The organism is Candidatus Baltobacteraceae bacterium (assembly GCA_036559195.1).
In the GTDB taxonomy this organism is placed as follows: domain Bacteria; phylum Vulcanimicrobiota; class Vulcanimicrobiia; order Vulcanimicrobiales; family Vulcanimicrobiaceae; genus JALYTZ01.
Genome location: DATBTN010000049.1, coordinates 1 through 16,491, shown reverse-complemented (window position 1 = coordinate 16,491; position 16,491 = coordinate 1). Strand labels below are relative to the sequence as shown.

At 66.2% G+C, this 16,491-nt stretch carries 13 protein-coding genes; 2 read left to right on the top strand and 11 right to left on the bottom strand.

Features of this window, described 5'->3' with window-relative positions:
• Nucleotides 1-7: 7 nt before the first annotated feature.
• The 3 genes from VIG32_07345 to VIG32_07335 all read right to left on the bottom strand — a co-directional run bounded on the left by VIG32_07345 (nucleotide 8) and on the right by VIG32_07335 (nucleotide 6,975).
• The gene (locus VIG32_07345) at nucleotides 8-3,259 is read right to left on the bottom strand and encodes a hypothetical protein (GenBank protein HEY8297818.1); all 3,252 of its coding nucleotides are present in this window, start codon (nucleotides 3,257-3,259) and stop codon (nucleotides 8-10) included.
• Nucleotides 3,260-3,340: 81 nt separating this feature from the next.
• On the bottom strand, nucleotides 3,341-3,757 hold the full coding sequence (locus VIG32_07340) for a hypothetical protein (GenBank protein ID HEY8297817.1): 417 nt from the start codon (nucleotides 3,755-3,757) through the stop codon (nucleotides 3,341-3,343).
• Nucleotides 3,757-6,975, bottom strand: a complete 3,219-nt coding sequence (locus VIG32_07335) for a hypothetical protein (protein ID HEY8297816.1) — start codon at nucleotides 6,973-6,975, stop codon at nucleotides 3,757-3,759. The genes VIG32_07340 and VIG32_07335 overlap by 1 nt, the downstream gene beginning before the upstream one ends.
• 93 nt (nucleotides 6,976-7,068) lie before the next feature.
• On the opposite strand from VIG32_07335, the gene VIG32_07330 reads away from it, so the two are divergent.
• Nucleotides 7,069-8,259, top strand: coding sequence for a pyridoxal phosphate-dependent aminotransferase (locus VIG32_07330; protein ID HEY8297815.1), 1,191 nt, complete (start codon nucleotides 7,069-7,071; stop codon nucleotides 8,257-8,259).
• Here VIG32_07330 and dacB read toward each other — a convergent pair.
• The 8 genes from dacB to VIG32_07290 are packed head-to-tail and all read right to left on the bottom strand — an operon-like array spanning nucleotide 8,256 to nucleotide 15,574.
• Complete coding sequence (dacB, locus tag VIG32_07325) at nucleotides 8,256-9,845, bottom strand: D-alanyl-D-alanine carboxypeptidase/D-alanyl-D-alanine-endopeptidase (GenBank protein HEY8297814.1); 1,590 nt, start codon at nucleotides 9,843-9,845, stop codon at nucleotides 8,256-8,258. The two genes, VIG32_07330 and dacB, sit on opposite strands and share 4 nt — an antisense overlap.
• Nucleotide 9,846: 1 nt before the next feature.
• Nucleotides 9,847-10,854: a tryptophan--tRNA ligase gene (gene trpS, locus VIG32_07320; protein ID HEY8297813.1), complete on the bottom strand. Its 1,008-nt coding sequence runs from the start codon at nucleotides 10,852-10,854 to the stop codon at nucleotides 9,847-9,849.
• A gap of 25 nt (nucleotides 10,855-10,879) precedes the next feature.
• Nucleotides 10,880-11,656 (bottom strand): hydroxymethylpyrimidine/phosphomethylpyrimidine kinase, encoded by a 777-nt coding sequence (locus VIG32_07315; protein ID HEY8297812.1) that lies wholly within the window; start codon nucleotides 11,654-11,656, stop codon nucleotides 10,880-10,882.
• Complete coding sequence (locus VIG32_07310) at nucleotides 11,638-12,273, bottom strand: thiamine phosphate synthase (protein HEY8297811.1); 636 nt, start codon at nucleotides 12,271-12,273, stop codon at nucleotides 11,638-11,640. The genes VIG32_07315 and VIG32_07310 overlap by 19 nt, the downstream gene beginning before the upstream one ends.
• Nucleotides 12,270-12,461 (bottom strand): hypothetical protein, encoded by a 192-nt coding sequence (locus VIG32_07305; protein HEY8297810.1) that lies wholly within the window; start codon nucleotides 12,459-12,461, stop codon nucleotides 12,270-12,272. The genes VIG32_07310 and VIG32_07305 overlap by 4 nt, the downstream gene beginning before the upstream one ends.
• 39 nt (nucleotides 12,462-12,500) lie before the next feature.
• Nucleotides 12,501-13,373 carry a ParB/RepB/Spo0J family partition protein gene (locus VIG32_07300; protein HEY8297809.1) on the bottom strand — a complete coding sequence of 291 codons (873 nt, stop codon included), beginning with the start codon at nucleotides 13,371-13,373 and terminating at the stop codon, nucleotides 12,501-12,503.
• Nucleotides 13,370-14,173, bottom strand: coding sequence for an AAA family ATPase (locus VIG32_07295; protein HEY8297808.1), 804 nt, complete (start codon nucleotides 14,171-14,173; stop codon nucleotides 13,370-13,372). Before VIG32_07295 ends, VIG32_07300 begins: the two co-directional genes overlap by 4 nt.
• A gap of 12 nt (nucleotides 14,174-14,185) precedes the next feature.
• Nucleotides 14,186-15,574 carry an HD domain-containing protein gene (locus tag VIG32_07290; GenBank protein ID HEY8297807.1) on the bottom strand — a complete coding sequence of 463 codons (1,389 nt, stop codon included), beginning with the start codon at nucleotides 15,572-15,574 and terminating at the stop codon, nucleotides 14,186-14,188.
• A 281-nt stretch (nucleotides 15,575-15,855) separates the two neighbouring features.
• Between VIG32_07290 and VIG32_07285 the strand changes: the two genes are divergently transcribed.
• The coding region (locus VIG32_07285) for a gamma-glutamyl-gamma-aminobutyrate hydrolase family protein (protein ID HEY8297806.1) at nucleotides 15,856-16,491 on the top strand (636 nt) is incomplete at its 3' end.

Here is a 16,491-nt window from a genome sequence, read left to right as displayed (position 1 = left end):
CTCAGGGCTAGTCGACCGCGACGCGCGCCACGCCGCGCAGCTCTTCGACCACCGTCTGCAGCGATGCGTCGAGCGACCGATTGACGCTCGAGGTCAGCACGCGATGAAACTCCGGAATCGGCAGCGTTTCGAGCAGCGAGAAGACGCGCAGCAGTTCCGCGCGGTACGAGCCCAGCGCGTGCGTGCGGCCGGAGTCCGATTCGATCGAATCGCCGAGCAATCGAACGTACGCAATCCACGGCACGACCGCGCCCAACGGCGCCGTCTCGAGCGGCGCTACCAGCGCGCGCAACGCGGATACGTCGATCGAGCCGCTCAGCCGAACGGTTTCGCGCGCGCGTTCGCCGACGGCACCGGGTTGCGCGCGGGCGATCACGTCGTCGACGAGCGCGCGCAGGGCGTAACGGCTGTCGCGATCCTCGAGATCCTTAGCGGTTACCGTTAGGCGCGGAAGATGCAGGCGTACGAAAAGGCGATCGAGCGGCGCGCGCATCGTGCGCGCCGCCGTCTGCGCGTTGGCCTCAACGTCGGCACTCGCGGCGCCGACGCGGTGCGGAAAGAAGTTTTTGATGGCGAAAATGTGCTGCATGAGTCCGCCGGCATCGCTCTTCTCAAGCGTCCGGATCATCGCCGCGAGCTGCTCTTGCGAAAAATCGGTGAAGAGCGTCGGCGACGGGGCCACGTCTTCCACGGGAACGCCCGGCTCGGGAGCGCGCGCCGGTTCGGCTTGAGGCTCGGCGGCCGCCGCGCCGGTAACGGCTTCGGCCGCGGGCTCCGGCGCGAGCATCTCCTGCGCCGGCGGGTCGAACTGCGGAAAGATCTGCGCGATCGAGATCGGGGTACCGGCGGCGGTCGCTTCGAGCGAGGGTGAGGAGACGACGCGCAGCGTCGGCGCGGAGAGCGCCACCGATTTCGCGTCGTCCCAATCCACGACGACGCGCGTTTCGACCGCGGTGCCCGCCGCCAGCGGCGACATGACGATCATCTCCCAGCGTATGCGCAGCTCGAAGTTTGGATTGACGTCGGTGAGCATGAGGCCGCGCTGCGACCAGAGCTGTGAGGCGCCCAGGTCGTCGGCGACGTTTAGCCCGTTAATCGCCGTGCTGCCCGGAACGTAAACCGCGAGGTTCGACGGAATCGTTCGCACCGTAAGCTGCTCCGACGGTCCGTCGCCCGTGTTGTGAAGGCGCAATTCATAGGTAACGCGTTCGCCCGCGTTGACCAGATCGGCCGGGTTGCTGCGCAGCTCGGCGCCGGCGGTAAATTTTGCTTCCGCGAAGACGGGAATCTCGAGCGCATGGAATTGCACCGGACTCACGCCGCGCCCCGCGAGCGATCCCGCAAGCACGAGTACTCGCTCGCGTTTAGGCGCGCCCAGCAGACGCACCGTAAGGTGCGCTTCGTGCGTGGTATTCGCGGGAATGTCGCCAAAATGCAGCGAGCGCAGCTCTCGGCGCGCGTTCTGCGCCCGTTCGAGCGCGAGTTCGGCCGGCATCGTAAGCTCCATACGCGCGTCGCGAAGCACGTCGGAGCCGCCGTTCGTAAAACGAATGACGATGTCGCGCGACTGCCCGGGCCGCAGATCCGCGCCGCCGACGAGCTCCCAGGTGCACGATTCGGCTTCTAACTGCGGGCGCGAACGCACCACAATGGTGCCGACGCCGAGATCGAAATCACCGGCTTCAAACTCCAGCACCGCACCGAGCGTCGCTTGCGAGCGATCGGGAACCGGCGATGCGACGCGCGCCGTGATGGCAAAGACGCGCTCCGAATGCGGCGCGATCGAACCCAGTGCGACCGGTTCGAGATACGGCAGCGACTCATCGGGAACGTGCGCGATACGCACGTCTTCGAGGAATGCGCCCGGTATCAAGCGCAGGCTAACGTTGCGCTCCGGGGCCGTCCCGTCGTTAAAGACGTGCGCGGTGAAGAGCACTTCGTCGCGCGCGCGTACCACGCCGCGATCGACGTCGATGTAGTTGCGCGCACGCGTGAAACGCGGCGCGACGCGCACGCTGAGACGGCGCGCGAATCGGCGCTCCGCCGCCCCCGCCGAACCTTTCCACCGCAGCGTTGCCGAAACCGGCAGCGCGACGTCGTCGCTCGAAGGAACCGCGACGGTTGCCGACAACCCGACGTCGACGACGCGGCCCGCGGGCAGCGAGCCCAGCGAAAACACGTTCTCGGCGAAACTCTCGTCGCTCACCGGCTGGCCGTCAACGTGGGCCGAACCCGGCGTGTAGACCAGGCCCGGCGGCAATTCGAAACTCATCGCGACCTGCTGCGCGCCGCCGGTCCCCGTATTGACCGCGCGCATCGTCATCGGAACCCGCATTCCGGGCGTTACCATGTCGTCGCAATGCAGCGTCAGTTTGGTTTCGTCGTTTTCAAAATCGACCGGGGAGTTGACGAGTATCTCCGACGACTGAATCGGAAACTCCACGACCTCGCGCGAGGCAACGACGCCGGCCACGCGCAGCCGCGTGCCGTCGGGCAGCGGCGCGTCGATGGTCGCCTGATATTCGACGACGACGGACTGACCGGGCGTGAGGCGCTGCGCGACGATCGTTTCGCTCGCGTAATCGAAGGGTTCGGACTCCACGCCCAAAAGCGCGCGCCCGGCGACCCGCGCGCTGCGCGGCACGTAGGTCGTGTACTCCGGCAACGGCAAAATCACCACCACGTCGGTGGCGCTGGACTGCCCCGTGTTGGCGATGGTCGCGCGCACGGCGATCGTGTCGCTCGGCTTCGCGTGGTCGGATGCCACGATCGTTACGAGCGTTTGCGTGTTCTGCAAGACCGGCGCGCTGCGCACGACGAGCCGTTCGATGTTCGACGCGACGAGCGACGCCTGCTCGGCAACGAGCGCGGCCTGAAACGCGAGTTCGGTGCCGTCTTCAACCGGTTCGTTGACGCGGAAACTGCAGGCGACCGTGCGTTGCGCGTTCGGAGCGAGATCGGCGAGCGCCGCACCTTCCGTCGCAACCAGCGTCATCCCATCGGGCAGCGGCGTGGCATCGACCGCGTCGGTACCCGGCACGTGCGAAACGCCCGGCGGGAGACCGAAACGAACCCGCACGCCGGTCGCCGACGCGCCGCCGAGATTCGAAAAACTAAATTCGACGCGAATCGTTTCGCCCGGCGTCACGTTACGCCGTGGCGTAACGACCAGCGTCCGCAAGCTCTCAAAGAGAGCCGGCGAGCCCGGTGCGAAGATTCCCGTCAACGTGCTTCCCAGCGCGCGATGAGGTGCGGTCACAAGCCAGCCTTTCAAAGGACGCCGCCGGTCGCGCAGCGTTTGGAAACTCTTTCCCTGCAGCCCGCGGGGCTTACTGCCGCTTCAGTCGAGCAGCGAGAGCGTTCTCTCTAGAGTATCGGCACGAACGCCCGGGTGCGTACGCGCGTAATCGACCACGTCCTCGCGGTGCCCGTTTCGGGCTAGCGCGTGCGCCGCGGCGAGCGCCACCGGATCGGCCGGATCGTCGAGCGCGTGGGCGAGCAGCCGATGCGAGCGCTCGTCCTCGAGCGCGGCTACCGCAAAGATCAGGTCGCAGCGTGCCGACTCCGAGAGGCCGGCGAATTCGTGGCCGGCCTCGCTAGTCCACTCCGAAGTCGAAAGCCGCAGGGGTTCGGGAGCCGGCTCCGGCGCGGGCGCGGGGAGTGCCGGCACGCTCCGGCGCGGGGCGAGCAGAGCGTATGCGCCGATCGCCGCGCCCAGAATGAAGAGCGCGACGAGCAGCCAGAGCAGCGCCGCCATCAGGTTCGAATCGTTGCTAGGCTCGCCCGTACGACATCCAATGCCGCGTCGAGCACCGGATACGGCTTGCGCTGGAGGGCGTCGATGAAGGCCTCCACGTCGTGCGTCTCGAGATCGCCGAGCGATGCGAGCAGCACGCTGCGATAGTTGTGCAGCTCCGGCGAAGCGGCCGGAATGAAGTGCGCGAGCGCGAACCACGGCGGCGCGGTAGCCAAGGGCGCGTCGTGCAGGCCGGCGCGAAGCTCCGCAATCGTTTGCGGCGCGATGGATCCGGCAAACATCCGAGCTCCCGGGAGTGCTGCCGGCGGCGTTCCGCCGGCCAGGCGCGCGGTCGTGAGAAAGGCTTCGAGCGTCGCTCGCGACGCGCTCGTCTCCAGATCGCGCGGCGCGATCGCGTAGTGCGGCAACCGCAGTTTAATGAAGAGCCGGTCGAGCGTCTCGCGCAGCGTTTCGCGTTGCAGGGCCGGGGCGCCCGACTCGCCGATCGCGTCGGGAAAAAACGCGCGGATCGCAAAGAGATGACTCACGAGCCCGCCGAAACGGGCCTCGTCCAGGAAGCGCAGCGTCTTTTCCAATCGTTCCGCGCTCAGCGAAAGCTGCAGCGGCGTACCGGGCGCTTCATCGTGCGCGTGGCCGTTTTCGTGCGGCGGCGGCAGATACTGCGGCTCGGGATCTTCGAGCCGATAGGTTCGGTCGCCGTTTCCGTTGACCGGGGTCGCCGGCGGCAATTCGAGAAATTCGCTTCCCGCGATGGCGCGCTGGCCACCGAGCGACGGGCCCACCATACCGTCTAATCCGAACGGCAAGCCGGTGATGTTGTTGGCAAACGCCGGTGCCGACCGCACGTTCACGTCGTTCGAACTCACGTCGTCGGTGCGGTCGCCGTCGTAGCGCACGTGCGCCACGCGCGCGATCGAAACGCCGGCGGGCAACCCGTTATGCACCACGTCGCGCCAGCGGATCGTCGCCTCGACGCCCGGATCGACGTCGTTGAGCACGATGCCGCGCTCGGAGAAAAACGCCGCCGAAGCGCCCACGTCGCGCACGGGCACGTCGTTAACCGACGTGCTGTTCGGAACGTAGATCAACGCATCGCTCGCATCGATGTGAATCTGCACGCGTCGCGCCGGGCCGTCGCCGCCGTTACGAACGTGCAGCACGTAGTCGATCGTTTCGCCGACTTCCACAACGTCCGCCGGCGCGCTGCGAAACGTGGCGACGGAGAAGTCGGGTTCGGCGGTGGTGACGAGCGTAAGACGATGCAGCTGCACGGGCAGCATGGCATCGGCCGTGAGCACGCCTTCGAGCGTTACCGGATATTCTTTGGCGAGACTACGGAGCAGCCGCAGCCCCAAGCGCCCTTCGGCGACGGCGCCGGGCGCGATCTCGCCAAAGAGCAGCGTGGACTTCTCGCGCGTCGCGCCGTCGACCGACTCGAGACGAGCCTCGGGAGAAACGTACAGCCGCAGGCGCACGTTTTGCGCCGCGTCGGTACCGTCGTTGCGCAGGCGCACGATCACCTCCGCGAGCTGGTTCGGGCGAAAGACGTCGTCGTTAGTTAAACCGAGCGTGGAGGAATCCGGCGCGAACGCGGGATGGGAGTCGATGCGCCAGGAGGCCTCGCCCAACGGCGTCTCGCCGAGTTCGTGCGCGTGCAGACTCGCACCGATACGCACTTCCGTTCGATCGGCATACGGCGAGCGCACGCGCGCGCGTAAGGTGAACCGCCGCGTGCCGTACGGTTCGATCGAGCCGATTTCGATGCTGTCGCCGTCGAACGCGATCTTGCCGTTCTTATCGAAAACGCGCAGATCGTCGAGCGCCGGATCGACGCGCAGTTGGAGCACCGAGTCGGTTGCGGCCGCGCTGCCGTCGTTGGCGAGCGCGATCGTCGCCTCGCATTCTTCTCCCGGGCGCACGACGGCGCCGTTCGCGCGTTCGATCGCGTTGCGCCGCGGCGTTAGAAATGGTTCGGAGCGGATGCCGACCGCGCGTTCGAAACGGCGCTCTCCCGCCCCCGAACCCGACGAGGGTTGCCACGCTAGGGTCGCCGCGACCGGTAGCTGCGTTCCATTGGGCAGCGGCGAAACGACGGTCGCCTCGACGAGCAGTTCGGCGCTCGCGCGCGCCTCCACGCGACCCAAATCGTAATGAAGCGTTTCCTTTTTGCGATCGCGCAGCGGCCGCCCCTCGACGCGCGCAGCGCCGCGAACCGGAACGAGACCCTCCGGCAGCGCGATTGCAACGGTGACGCTTTCGGCGGCCGCGGTGCCCGCGTTGAGCGCGCGGACCCGCATCGCGACGCGCGTGCCGGGCGCGACGTCGTGCGCCGGTTCGATCGTACACGTCGTCCGGTCGTCGTCAAAATCGGGCGACGCCACGACGACGAGCGAAGCCGGCTCGAGTGCGAACGCGGGCGTTTCTTGCGACGCGACCCGAGCCGCGGCCACGATTCCAACGCCGCTGCGAAGCGGCTCGTCGATGCGGATGCGATAGGTCAGCGTCGCGGTGGCGCTGGCGGGTAAGTTCTTGACGATGACCGGCGCGTGCGCGCGCTCGAAACTCGCGCCCAAATCGCGCTCGATCTCGCGGCCGTTCACGCGGGCGGAGTTTGAAACGTACGTCGCGTGCTCCGGAATCGGCGCCACGACGACCACGTCGTGCGCGCTCGACTCGCCGGCGTTGTGCACGCGCACGGTTACGGTTGCCTCGCTACCCGGATTGGGTTCGGGGCGGCCCTCGATCGCGACGACCGTGAGCGGACTTTCGAGCGACGGTTTGCTGCGGGCGACGAGCCGTACGATATTCGAGCCGACCGGCTGCAGTTCGAAGGCCGCAACCGCCGCCTGAATCTCGACGGTCGAGCCGTTTTCGATCGCGCCGGCGACGCTGTACGAAATCTCCAGGCAGCGTTCTTCCCCGGGCGCAACGTCGCCGATATGCGCGCCGCCGCGGGCAAGCAAGGGCGAGTTCCCCTGCTCGTCGTCGAGTTCGTGGCCGTCGAGCTGACCCGTGCCGACCAGATACACGAGGCCGTCGGGCACGCTAAAGCGCACGCGAACGCCGGTCGCGGGCGCCCCTCCCTGGTTGCGAAACGTAAAGGACGCGCGCACGGTCATCCCAGGTTCCAACTCCCGCTCGGGCGAAACGACGAGCGTTCGGAGGCCCTCAGGCAGTGTCGGTGCTCCCGGCGCGAAGACTTCGGTCAAGGTGCGCATGACGGCGAGAGGTTCTTCCGTAGGCCTTTCGGCCCCTTGACGGTTTATGCAAAGCGCACTTCCTCCCACGTAATAGTATCTGAAAGGTTCTCGATGATCGCATCCAACGCCGATCGCTTTTGCGCCGCTCTCTCGCGCCTCGGAAGCGAGAGCGCATTCGAAGTCCTCGCTCGCGCCCGCGCTCTCGAAGCGCAAGGCAAGCGGGTCGTCCACATGGAGATCGGCGAGCCCGACTTCGATACTCCCGCGCACATTAAGGAAGCCGGCATCCAAGCGATCCGCGATAACTACACGCACTATTCGCCATCGGCCGGTATCCCCGAACTGCGCGACGCGATCGCGGCCTACGCCGGCGACTTCCGCGGCATGCCGTTCGCGCGCGAAAACGTCGTCGTCTCACCGGGCGCGAAGCCGATCATTTGGAACATTCTCTCCGCGATTCTCGATCCGGGCGACGATTTCGTGTACTTCGATCCGGCGTACCCGGCGTACGCATCGTGCTCGAGCTATCTCGAAGCGAATCCAATCGCGATTCCGCTGCACGAATCCAAGAACTGGCGCATGGATCTCGACGAACTCGAGCGCCGCGTTTCGAACAAGACCAAAGCGATCATGATCAATTCGCCGCACAATCCGACCGGCGGCGTATTGACGCGCTCGGATCTCGAGCGCATCGCGCAGCTCGCGCAGAAGTACGACTTCTGGGTGATCGCCGACGAAATCTACAGCCGCAATTTCTATCTCGATTCGAAGTTCGATTCGATCGTTACGATCCCGGGAATGGCGGAGCGCACGATCATCGTCGACGGCTTTTCAAAAGCCTACGCGATGACGGGCTGGCGTTTGGGTTACGCGATCATGCCCGAATCTCTCGCCAAGCACGTGACGCTCTTCAACAATAATACGTTCTCGTGCGTGACGACGTTCGTGCAGGTTGCGGGCATCGCGGCACTGCAGGGCCCCGACGCGGCGGTCAAAGAGATGAACGAGATATTCCGGCAGCGCCGCGATCGTCTGGTCAACGGATTGAACGCGATCCCCGGCGTTTCGTGCACGATGCCCGAGGGCGCGTTCTACGCGTTTCCCAATATCACGAAGATCACGCACGACGATAAAGCGCTCGCGGCCTTCTTCCTTACCGAAGGCGGCGTCGCGTGTTTGGGCGGCTCGGCGTTCGGCGCGGCCGGTCAAGGCTACCTTCGCTTCTCGTACGCGGCGTCGCTCGAAGACATCGACTACGCGCTCGAGAGCATGGCTAAAACGATCCCGAAGTTTCGCGGCTAGAGGTTCGAGTACGCGGCGTTCGCAAGTTCGCCGAGCACTTGACCGGCGGTGCGCGCCGCATCCTTTCCGTGCTCGACCGGCAAGTTATTGAGATAGAGCGCGAACGCGAGATGGCGCCCGCCGGCGGTCGTCATATAGCCCGCCAGTCCTTTGGACGTAATGACGCTGCGATCGTTCAAGCGATCGCCGGCGCCCCACGTGCCGGTCTTGGCGTGCACCTTGCCCGCCCCGGGCGTGCCGTTTTGAATGTTGAACAGCGTGCCGTCGACGCCGAGGATCGGTAAGCCGTCGTAAAAGTCCGCGAAGAACGGCTGCGCGCGCAGAAACTCAAGATATCGCACCATCACCGCCGGTTGATAGAACGCGTTGGTTCCGAGACCGTCGTTTTGAATGAAATCCTGCGGATCGAGGCCGCCGCCGCGCAGGAACGCCTTCTCCATCGCAAAGGCGGTGCGCAGATAGTTCGCACTCGCGTGCGCTTTGTAGACGGCCCACACGTATGGCATGAGATCCGCATGTAGGTTGTCGCTCACCTTGAGCGTGATCCGTACGTCCTCGCGTAGCGGCGGCGACGTATGCACCGCAACCACATTTGCGTCGGTATAAAACGCGGCCAGTTTCGATGCGTCGGCGGGAGCGTCGGCACCGGGCATGGCGATCGCGACGCCCGCATCCTGCAGCGCCTCGGTCAGGGCCACTTCCGCGAATCGGCGCGGCGACGGCACGTCGTACGCATAGAGAATGCTCGGCGACGCTTGCGGCAGGGTGCCCGCGATCGTCACGGTTCGCTCGCCGTTTGCATCGGCAACGTCGTCGCTCAGGTCGATCGTGCGATCGCTGCCGGCGGCCGCGGTCGTCGCTCGATTCACGAACCGCACGTACGCCGTCTGCGGGGAAACCGCGATCGAGACCGGATCGCCGGCCTTCGCGCCGGGCGTTACGGTCACGTCGACGATGTTATCGTTGACGACGATCGGTGAGACGACCACGCCGGTGCCGGCTTCGTGCGCGCCCTCCGGAAAAAGCGTCGAGTCGACGACGACCCGGCCGCTGACGCGTTTGATACCTTTCGCCGCGATCGCTCGCGCCAACTCGCGCAGCACCTGCAGCGGATCGCCGGGAACGGCCTTCGTGTCGGGCGACCCGTCGTACGAGTGATCCTCGTTTTCGAAGGCTAGCGTTGCGTTCGGCTCGATCCGATTCGAAAGATCCGGATCGCCGCCGGCTTTGAGGACCAGATCGCCGTCGAGCGTGCCGTCGGCGCCGATCGGACCGGTGCGGTACACGGGCGTCGTAAATCGGAAATCGCCTCCCAAAAGCGCGAGCGCCGTGCCTTCCGTCAGCGTCTTGGTCGTCGACGCCGCCAGAAAATACTTGCGCTCGTTCAATCCGTAGACGAGCCGCTTGGAATCGAGATCGTAGAACGCGACGCCGATCTGCGTGTGGCGCAGCTCCGGCCGGCCGACGATCTGCGCGACGCGCCGGGCGAGCGGCGACGGCGCGGTTGCGGCAAACGCCGTCGCGTTCGACGTCGCGAGCAGGGCGGCGAGGATCGCCGGAAGGGCACGTACGAAGCGGCTCGTCACGTTAGCACAACTTCATCGCGCGCTTCACGTCGGCCATCGTTTCGAGCGCGACTTCGCGCGCGCGCGCCGTGCCGTCGGCAACGATGCGCTCCACCTGCGCCACGTCGCCCGCGAAAACGGCTCGCCGCTCGCGCACCGGCCGCAGATACGCGTTGAGAGCCTCGGCAAAAGCGGTCTTGTCCGCGACGCATCCGAGCGCTCCCGAGCGGCAATCGCGCGCGATGCCGTCGATCTTCAAGAGATCGACCAGCTTCCAGAGGTGAAAGACCGGACAGATCTCGGGACGGCCCGGATCGTGCCGGCGAACCTTAAGCGGATCGGTCAGCATCGAACGAACTTTTTTCGCCGTCGTCTCGTCGTCGTCGGCGAGCAGAATATAATTGTCGTACGACTTGCTCATCTTGCGCCCGTCGGTGCCCGGAACTTCCGGAAAATCCGAGAGCGTCGCTTGGGGTTCGACGAGAATCTGCGCGCCGTCGCCGTAGAGATAATTGAAGCGCCGAACGACTTCGCGGCCAAACTCGAGATGGGCGACTTGATCGCGTCCGACCGGCACTTCTTCGCCGCGGAAGATCGCGATGTCGCAGAGCTGAAGCAGCGGATAGCCGAGAAAACCGTAGGTCGCGATCTCGCCGCCGAGCGCTTCGATCTGTCCCTTGTACGTGGGCACCCGTTCGAGCCACGACTGCGGCGTGATCATCCCGAGCAAGACCTGCAGTTCCGAGATCTCCGGGATGCCGGATTGCAGATAGAACGTCGACTTTGCCGGATCGACGCCCGCCGCGAGCCAGTCGATCACCATCTCCGTGCGAGCCGCGCGAATCTTTTGCGGATCGGCGAATTCGGTGGTGAACGCGTGCAGATCGGCGATCTCAAAGTACGCGTCGGCGACCTCGGCGTACCGCACCCACTGCGTCAGCACGCCGACGTAGTGTCCGAGATGCAGTTTCCCCGTGGGGCGCATGCCCGACATCACGCGCGGGCGTTTGGCTGTGGTTACGGCAGTCATGAAGGCCCGTTTCGTTTCACGCGCCTCAAAACGCGACCTGCAATCCACCGAGCATCGCGCGGGCCGCGATCCGCTCGCGCACGAACGCGCGCGCCGACTCGACGGCCGCCCGCAACGTACGGCCGCGCGCGAGTTCGCAGGCGATGGCCATCGCAAGGACGCATCCGGTGCCGCGCATCGAGCCCGGCAGGCGCGATTCCGTATAGAGGCGGGCTTCGTCGGCGGCGGCAAATGCATCGGCCGGGTCGCCGGCGAGATGGCCGCCTTTGAGCAGCACGGCCTGCGGCCCGCGCGCGCGCAGCGCCCGCGCGCTCGCCAGCAGATCGTCGGCGCGCGACGGCATCGGCCCGGCCAACAGCCGCGCGGCTTCGTACATATTCGGCGTTAGCACGACCGACGGTTCGGGCAGCAGCTCGGCCGCGAACGCGGCGACGGTCGCGTCGTCGGCGAGCGCGCCGCCGAGGCTCGCGGCGAAGACGGGATCGACCACCGCCGCAACGTGCCGATGCGCGCGCACGAACCGCGCGACCTCGCCGACGTTTTGCGGCGAGCCGAGCGCGCCGATGCGATACGCTCCAACGCCGTCGGGGAGCGCGTCGAGCTGCGCGCGCAGCACGTCGGCGGGGATCGGAAACAACGCGCGCACGCCGCCGGCATCCTGCGCGCTCACGGCGGCGATCGCAATGACGGCGCGCACGCCGAACTCCGCGGCGACGCGCACATCCAAACCGATGCCGGCGATATTCCACGGATGCGTCGTCCCGATCGAGGCGACGATCGCGCTCACGCGCCGGCTTTCCACATCTCCACCAGGCCGGCGGTGGCGCGCCGCGGATCGGCCGATTGCGCGATCTCTGCGATGACGGCGGCCATCGCGGCGCCCGCCGACGCGATCTCCGGCAGCCGCGCGCGCGTGATCCCGCCGATCGCCGCGACCGGCACGCGCGCCAAGGCCGTGGCCGCACGCAGTCCGCGCAGGCCGATCGGTTCGCCGGCATCGGGCTTCGAAGTGGTCGCGTAGACGCTGCCGACGCCGATGTAGTCGAGATCGCGCCGATTTGCGGCCCGAACTTCGTCGAGCGTTCCGCAGGAGACGCCGATCAATCGGTCCGAGAGCGCCGTTCGAATCGCCGCGAGTTCGTCGGGACGCGCGTCGTCGGGTCCCAGATGGACGCCGTCGGCATCGTACGCGAGCACGTCGCGCCAGGCGTCGTTCAAAACGAACAGCGCGCCGGCCGCGCGCGTGAGGTCGCGGAGTGCGCGCGCGTGCATCGGAACGATTCCGGTTTTTGCCCGGTACTGCACGATGTGCGCGCCGCCGGCGAGAATCGCGCGCGTCAGGTCGACGGGGTCCGGCGAGCCTTCGTTGACGATCGCGTAGATGCCGTGCAGCCGCTGCGCCAAATACGCGCGGCTCACGATTGCTCGCGTTCGCGCTTGCGCATGCGCACGAAGACGTATGCGTTGAACGCAACGTACGCGAAGTAGAGCACCAGCAAACCGATCGCGAGTTTGACTTGATGGCGCGAGAACGCCAGCGGAACGAGAAAGACGCAGACGAAAACCGTCGCCATCAACAGCGCGATGACGCGTTGGAAGTTGACCACGTTAGCCTCCCGCGGCGTGCGAATTCATGGATCGATCGGCTAGTCTATCTGGCCCACGAGCAGGTCGGCGATGCGAATCAGGTCCTTCTCGCTGCCGTAACGGATCTCGATCTTTCCGCCCTTGCCGCCGCGGCGCAGCGCGACGTGCGTTCCGAGTTTCGTTCGCAGCTGCGATTCGAACGCGCGCTGCTCGGGCGAGAGCGTCCGCTCGAGTACGACGGGTTTGGGTTCGGGCGGCGCGCTAAAGGCCATCGCCAATCGCTCGAGCGCCCGCACCGTCATCCCCTCGTTCGCGGCGCGCTCGGCGAGCGCGAGCCGATGCGACTCGGGTGCCGCGAGCAACGCGCGCGCGTGGCCGGCCGTCAACCGGCTCGCAACGAGCATCGTTTTGATCGCTTCGGGCAGCCCCAGCAAACGCAGCGCATTGGCGATGGCCGGGCGCGACCGGCCCAAACGCTCCGCCGCCTGCTCTTGCGTGAAATTGTACTCCTCGATGAGATGCGCGATGCCGGCGGCCTCCTCGAGCGCGTTGAGATCTTCGCGCTGTAAGTTCTCGATAATCGCGATCTCGAGACTGTCGCGATCGTCGCTCGCGCGCACGATCGCCGGGATCGTGGCGTTCTGCAACGCCGCGGAAGCGCGCCACCGCCGCTCGCCCGCGATCAGTTCGAACGCGCCGTTTCGTTCGCGCACGATGACCGGTACCAGCACGCCGAACTCGGCGATCGAACGCTTGAGTTCGTCGAGCGTTTGAGGATCGAAACTCTTGCGCGGCTGAAATGGGTTGGGCGTGATCTCGCCGATTGCGATGTCGCGAACGTTCCCCTCGGTGCGGGGTCCCATCGAGATCGGCGACTCGCCTAATAATGCGCCGAGCCCGCGGCCGAGGCCGCGCCGTTGGTTCGCGGTCATGCCACCACCCCGCTCTGCGCTTCGAGCATTTCGCGCGCCAGCGAAAGGTACGCCTGCGCGCCGCGCGACTTGACGTCGAATAAGATCACCGGCTTGCCAAACGACGGCGCTTCGGAGAGACGCACGTTACGCGGAATCTGCGTCTTGAACATTTGGCGCGGGAAATAGGCGTTGAGTTCATCGAGCACTTCCATGGCGAGTTTCGTGCGCCCGTCGAACATCGTAACGAGAACGCCCGACACGTGCAGCTTCGGATTGAGCGCTTCTTGCACGCGGCGCACGACGGCGGTGAGCTGCGAGAGCCCCTCGAGCGCGTAGTACTCGGCTTGCACGGGAATGATGATCTCTTGCGTCGCGGTAAGGGCGTTGATGGTGAGTAGACCGAGCGACGGCGGGCAATCGATCAGCACGTAATCGTAGTTGCCGGCGATCGGCGCGAGCACGCCTTTGAGCCGGTTCTCGCGCGAGAGGGCGCTAACCAGTTCGATCTCCGCGCCGGCTAAATTGATCGTCGCGGGAATGAGATGCAGCCCGTCGATCTCGGTATGCTTGAGCACGTCCGAGATCGGCGAATGGTGCAGCAGCATATCGTAGATGTCGCGCTTGACGTGCGCTTTGTTGACGCCGAGCCCCGTCGTCGTGTTGCCTTGCGGATCGAGATCGACGACCAGCACTTTTTTGCCGAGAACGCCTAGGGCAGCGCCAAGATTGACGGTCGTCGTGCTCTTGCCGACGCCGCCTTTCTGATTTACGAGCGCGATGATTCGCGACAGCTTCGGAATCCCCCTAAAACCGTTCAAACGTCAACGCTCCTACGCGCGTCCGGCGCCGCGATGGGCGTCCAGGTACTGCTCGAGGAGCGTTTGGAGCGTGTTGCGCTCGTTACGCTCGGGCGCATCGGTGACCTGCTCGAAGAGGTACGCGAGCGCCTCGCCGACGCGACGATCGCCGCGAAAGCCCGGCGCCGCCTGCCCGCGACGCACCATCGTGTCGATCACGGCGGCGCCGTCGATCTGCAGATCTTTCACCGAAAAGGCCGGCTTGCGGGCGACCTCGGCCCAGACGCGAGCTTCGAAGCGCTCGTTGCTGTCGTCGCGCTTGGGCAGTCCGCTCCCGGCGATATCGGCGTGGCGCAGCGCGAACTGCCGGCGGAGATTGGCCACGCCGATGCGCCGGATAAACCGGCGAATCGCCGCGTCGCCGAGTGCGGGATCCTGGCTGTACATGTGCTGGCGAACCAAGTGCTCGGTCGCCGTCACGACGTCGCCGGCAAACCGGTAACGCTCCAGCATCGCCACGACGAGGTCGGCTCCGACGTGTTCGTGCCGGTAAAAATGCGGACCGTCTTTGACGCGCGGCTTTCCGACGTCGTGCAAGAGCGCGGCCAAGCGCGCGATCAAATCGCCGGCCGCGATTGCGTCGACGGTCGCGAGGTTGTGCCGGTACACGTCGTGCGCGTGCCACTCGTTCTGTTCGATGCCGTCGCCTTCGAGCAGCTCCGGCCAAACGTGCGCGAGTACGCCGGTTTCGCGCAACAGTTCGAGCCCGATCGACGGCTGCGGCGCGCGCACGAAGAGTTTCGTCAATTCCTCGGCGACGCGTTCGGCGGAGACGCTTCGTACGAGCGGCGCGGCCGCCGCCATCGCCGAGCGCGCTTGGTCGCTGACGCCGTAACCGAAACGCGCCGCGAATTGCGCCGCGCGCAGCATTCGCAACGGGTCTTCGTTAAACGCATCGCCCGTTAGAATATCGATTCGGCGCGCCGCGATGTCGGCTCGGCCTTCGTACGGATCGATCAATTCGCCCGACGGAAGCGCGCGCGCGATCATGTTCATGCGAAAGTCGCGGCGGGCGAGATCGTCGCGCAGCGGAACGTCGGGGCCGCTCTCAACATCGAAGTCACGATGCCCGACGCCGACCGATCGTTCGCGTCGCGGTAACGATACGTCAACGGTCTCGCCTTCGACGCTGAGTTTGATAACCGCGAACGAAGCGCCGACCAAGTCGACGCGGCCGATGCGCTCGAGCGCCTCGCGCAACTCGGCAAACGAGTGCCCGACGACGACGTAATCGCGATCCTTGCCGGCCACGGCGACGCGCTCGATCTCGGCCCGGAGCTCGTCGCGCACGCGCCCGCCAACGGCAAACAGGCTGCCGGACGGCAGAACGGCGGCCAAGCGTTCGTCGAGCGGGTGTGACACGTACATAACCTAGTCGTCTAGTGTATCACGCACGCCAGAGGTAACCGCTGATTTTACTTTAACGGTTACGGATGGGCGAGCGTGATGACGGTCGCCAGCGCGAGGAGCGCGCAGACCGCAAATCCGAGATGCGGGAGCCAACGGGGCGGGTGAGACGGGAACGGCGAGTGCGGGTGCGTCGACATGATCTCTTCCCAGGATACGCCCGTTTCGGTACCCGACGTACGACTTTTCCTCGTCGCCGGAGGGGCGAAGCTCGTGTTTCCCGTGAAACAACCGGAATGATCCGCATCGCGTTGAGCTATACCGGGGCCGGCGATCGATTCGAGGAGTATCCCGCCGCCCTGGATTCGGTGGCGGCCGAGCTCGGGCTCGAGGTCGAGCTCGTGTGGCTGGCGAGCGCGTCAGGTGAGTCGGCGGCGCTCGACGATTCGTTCGATGGGCTCCTCCTGACGGGCGGCGTGGACGTCGATCCCGCCCGCTACGGACGTCCCGATGCGGCCGAGTACGCCCTCGACGTCGATCGGCGGCGCGACCGAATCGAGCTGGCCGCCCTGGACGCCGCCCATCGCGGGCGCCGGGCCGTCCTAGGCATCTGTCGCGGTGCCCAGCTCCTCAACGTCTGGGCCGGCGGCACGCTTGTTCCCGACCTCGCGGGTCATCGCAGCGCAGACGAGCGCGATATCGAACACCCCGTTGAGTTGACGGCCGATTCACTCGTCGGCGCCCTGGCCGGAACGCCGCGCTCGATCGTCAACAGTTCACACCATCAAGCCGCCGAGCGCCTAGCCGCACCCTTCCGCCCGACGGCCGCCGCCCCCGACGGCACGATCGAAGCCTTCGAACGCACGCAATCGCTCCCCGGCCCCTATCTCCTGGGCGTTCAATGGCATCCGGAACGAATGTCCCGCACCGCC

What these genes read in the sequence shown, in the direction of transcription:
- VIG32_07335 (HEY8297816.1), bottom strand. Translation starts at nt 6,975, where the DNA reads ATGCGCACCTTGACCGAAGTCTTCGCGCCGGGAGCACCGACACTGCCT.
- VIG32_07330 (HEY8297815.1), top strand. Translation starts at nt 7,069, where the DNA reads ATGATCGCATCCAACGCCGATCGCTTTTGCGCCGCTCTCTCGCGCCTC.
- VIG32_07300 (HEY8297809.1), bottom strand. Translation starts at nt 13,373, where the DNA reads ATGACCGCGAACCAACGGCGCGGCCTCGGCCGCGGGCTCGGCGCATTA.
- trpS (HEY8297813.1), bottom strand. Translation starts at nt 10,854, where the DNA reads ATGACTGCCGTAACCACAGCCAAACGCCCGCGCGTGATGTCGGGCATG.
- VIG32_07340 (HEY8297817.1), bottom strand. Translation starts at nt 3,757, where the DNA reads ATGGCGGCGCTGCTCTGGCTGCTCGTCGCGCTCTTCATTCTGGGCGCG.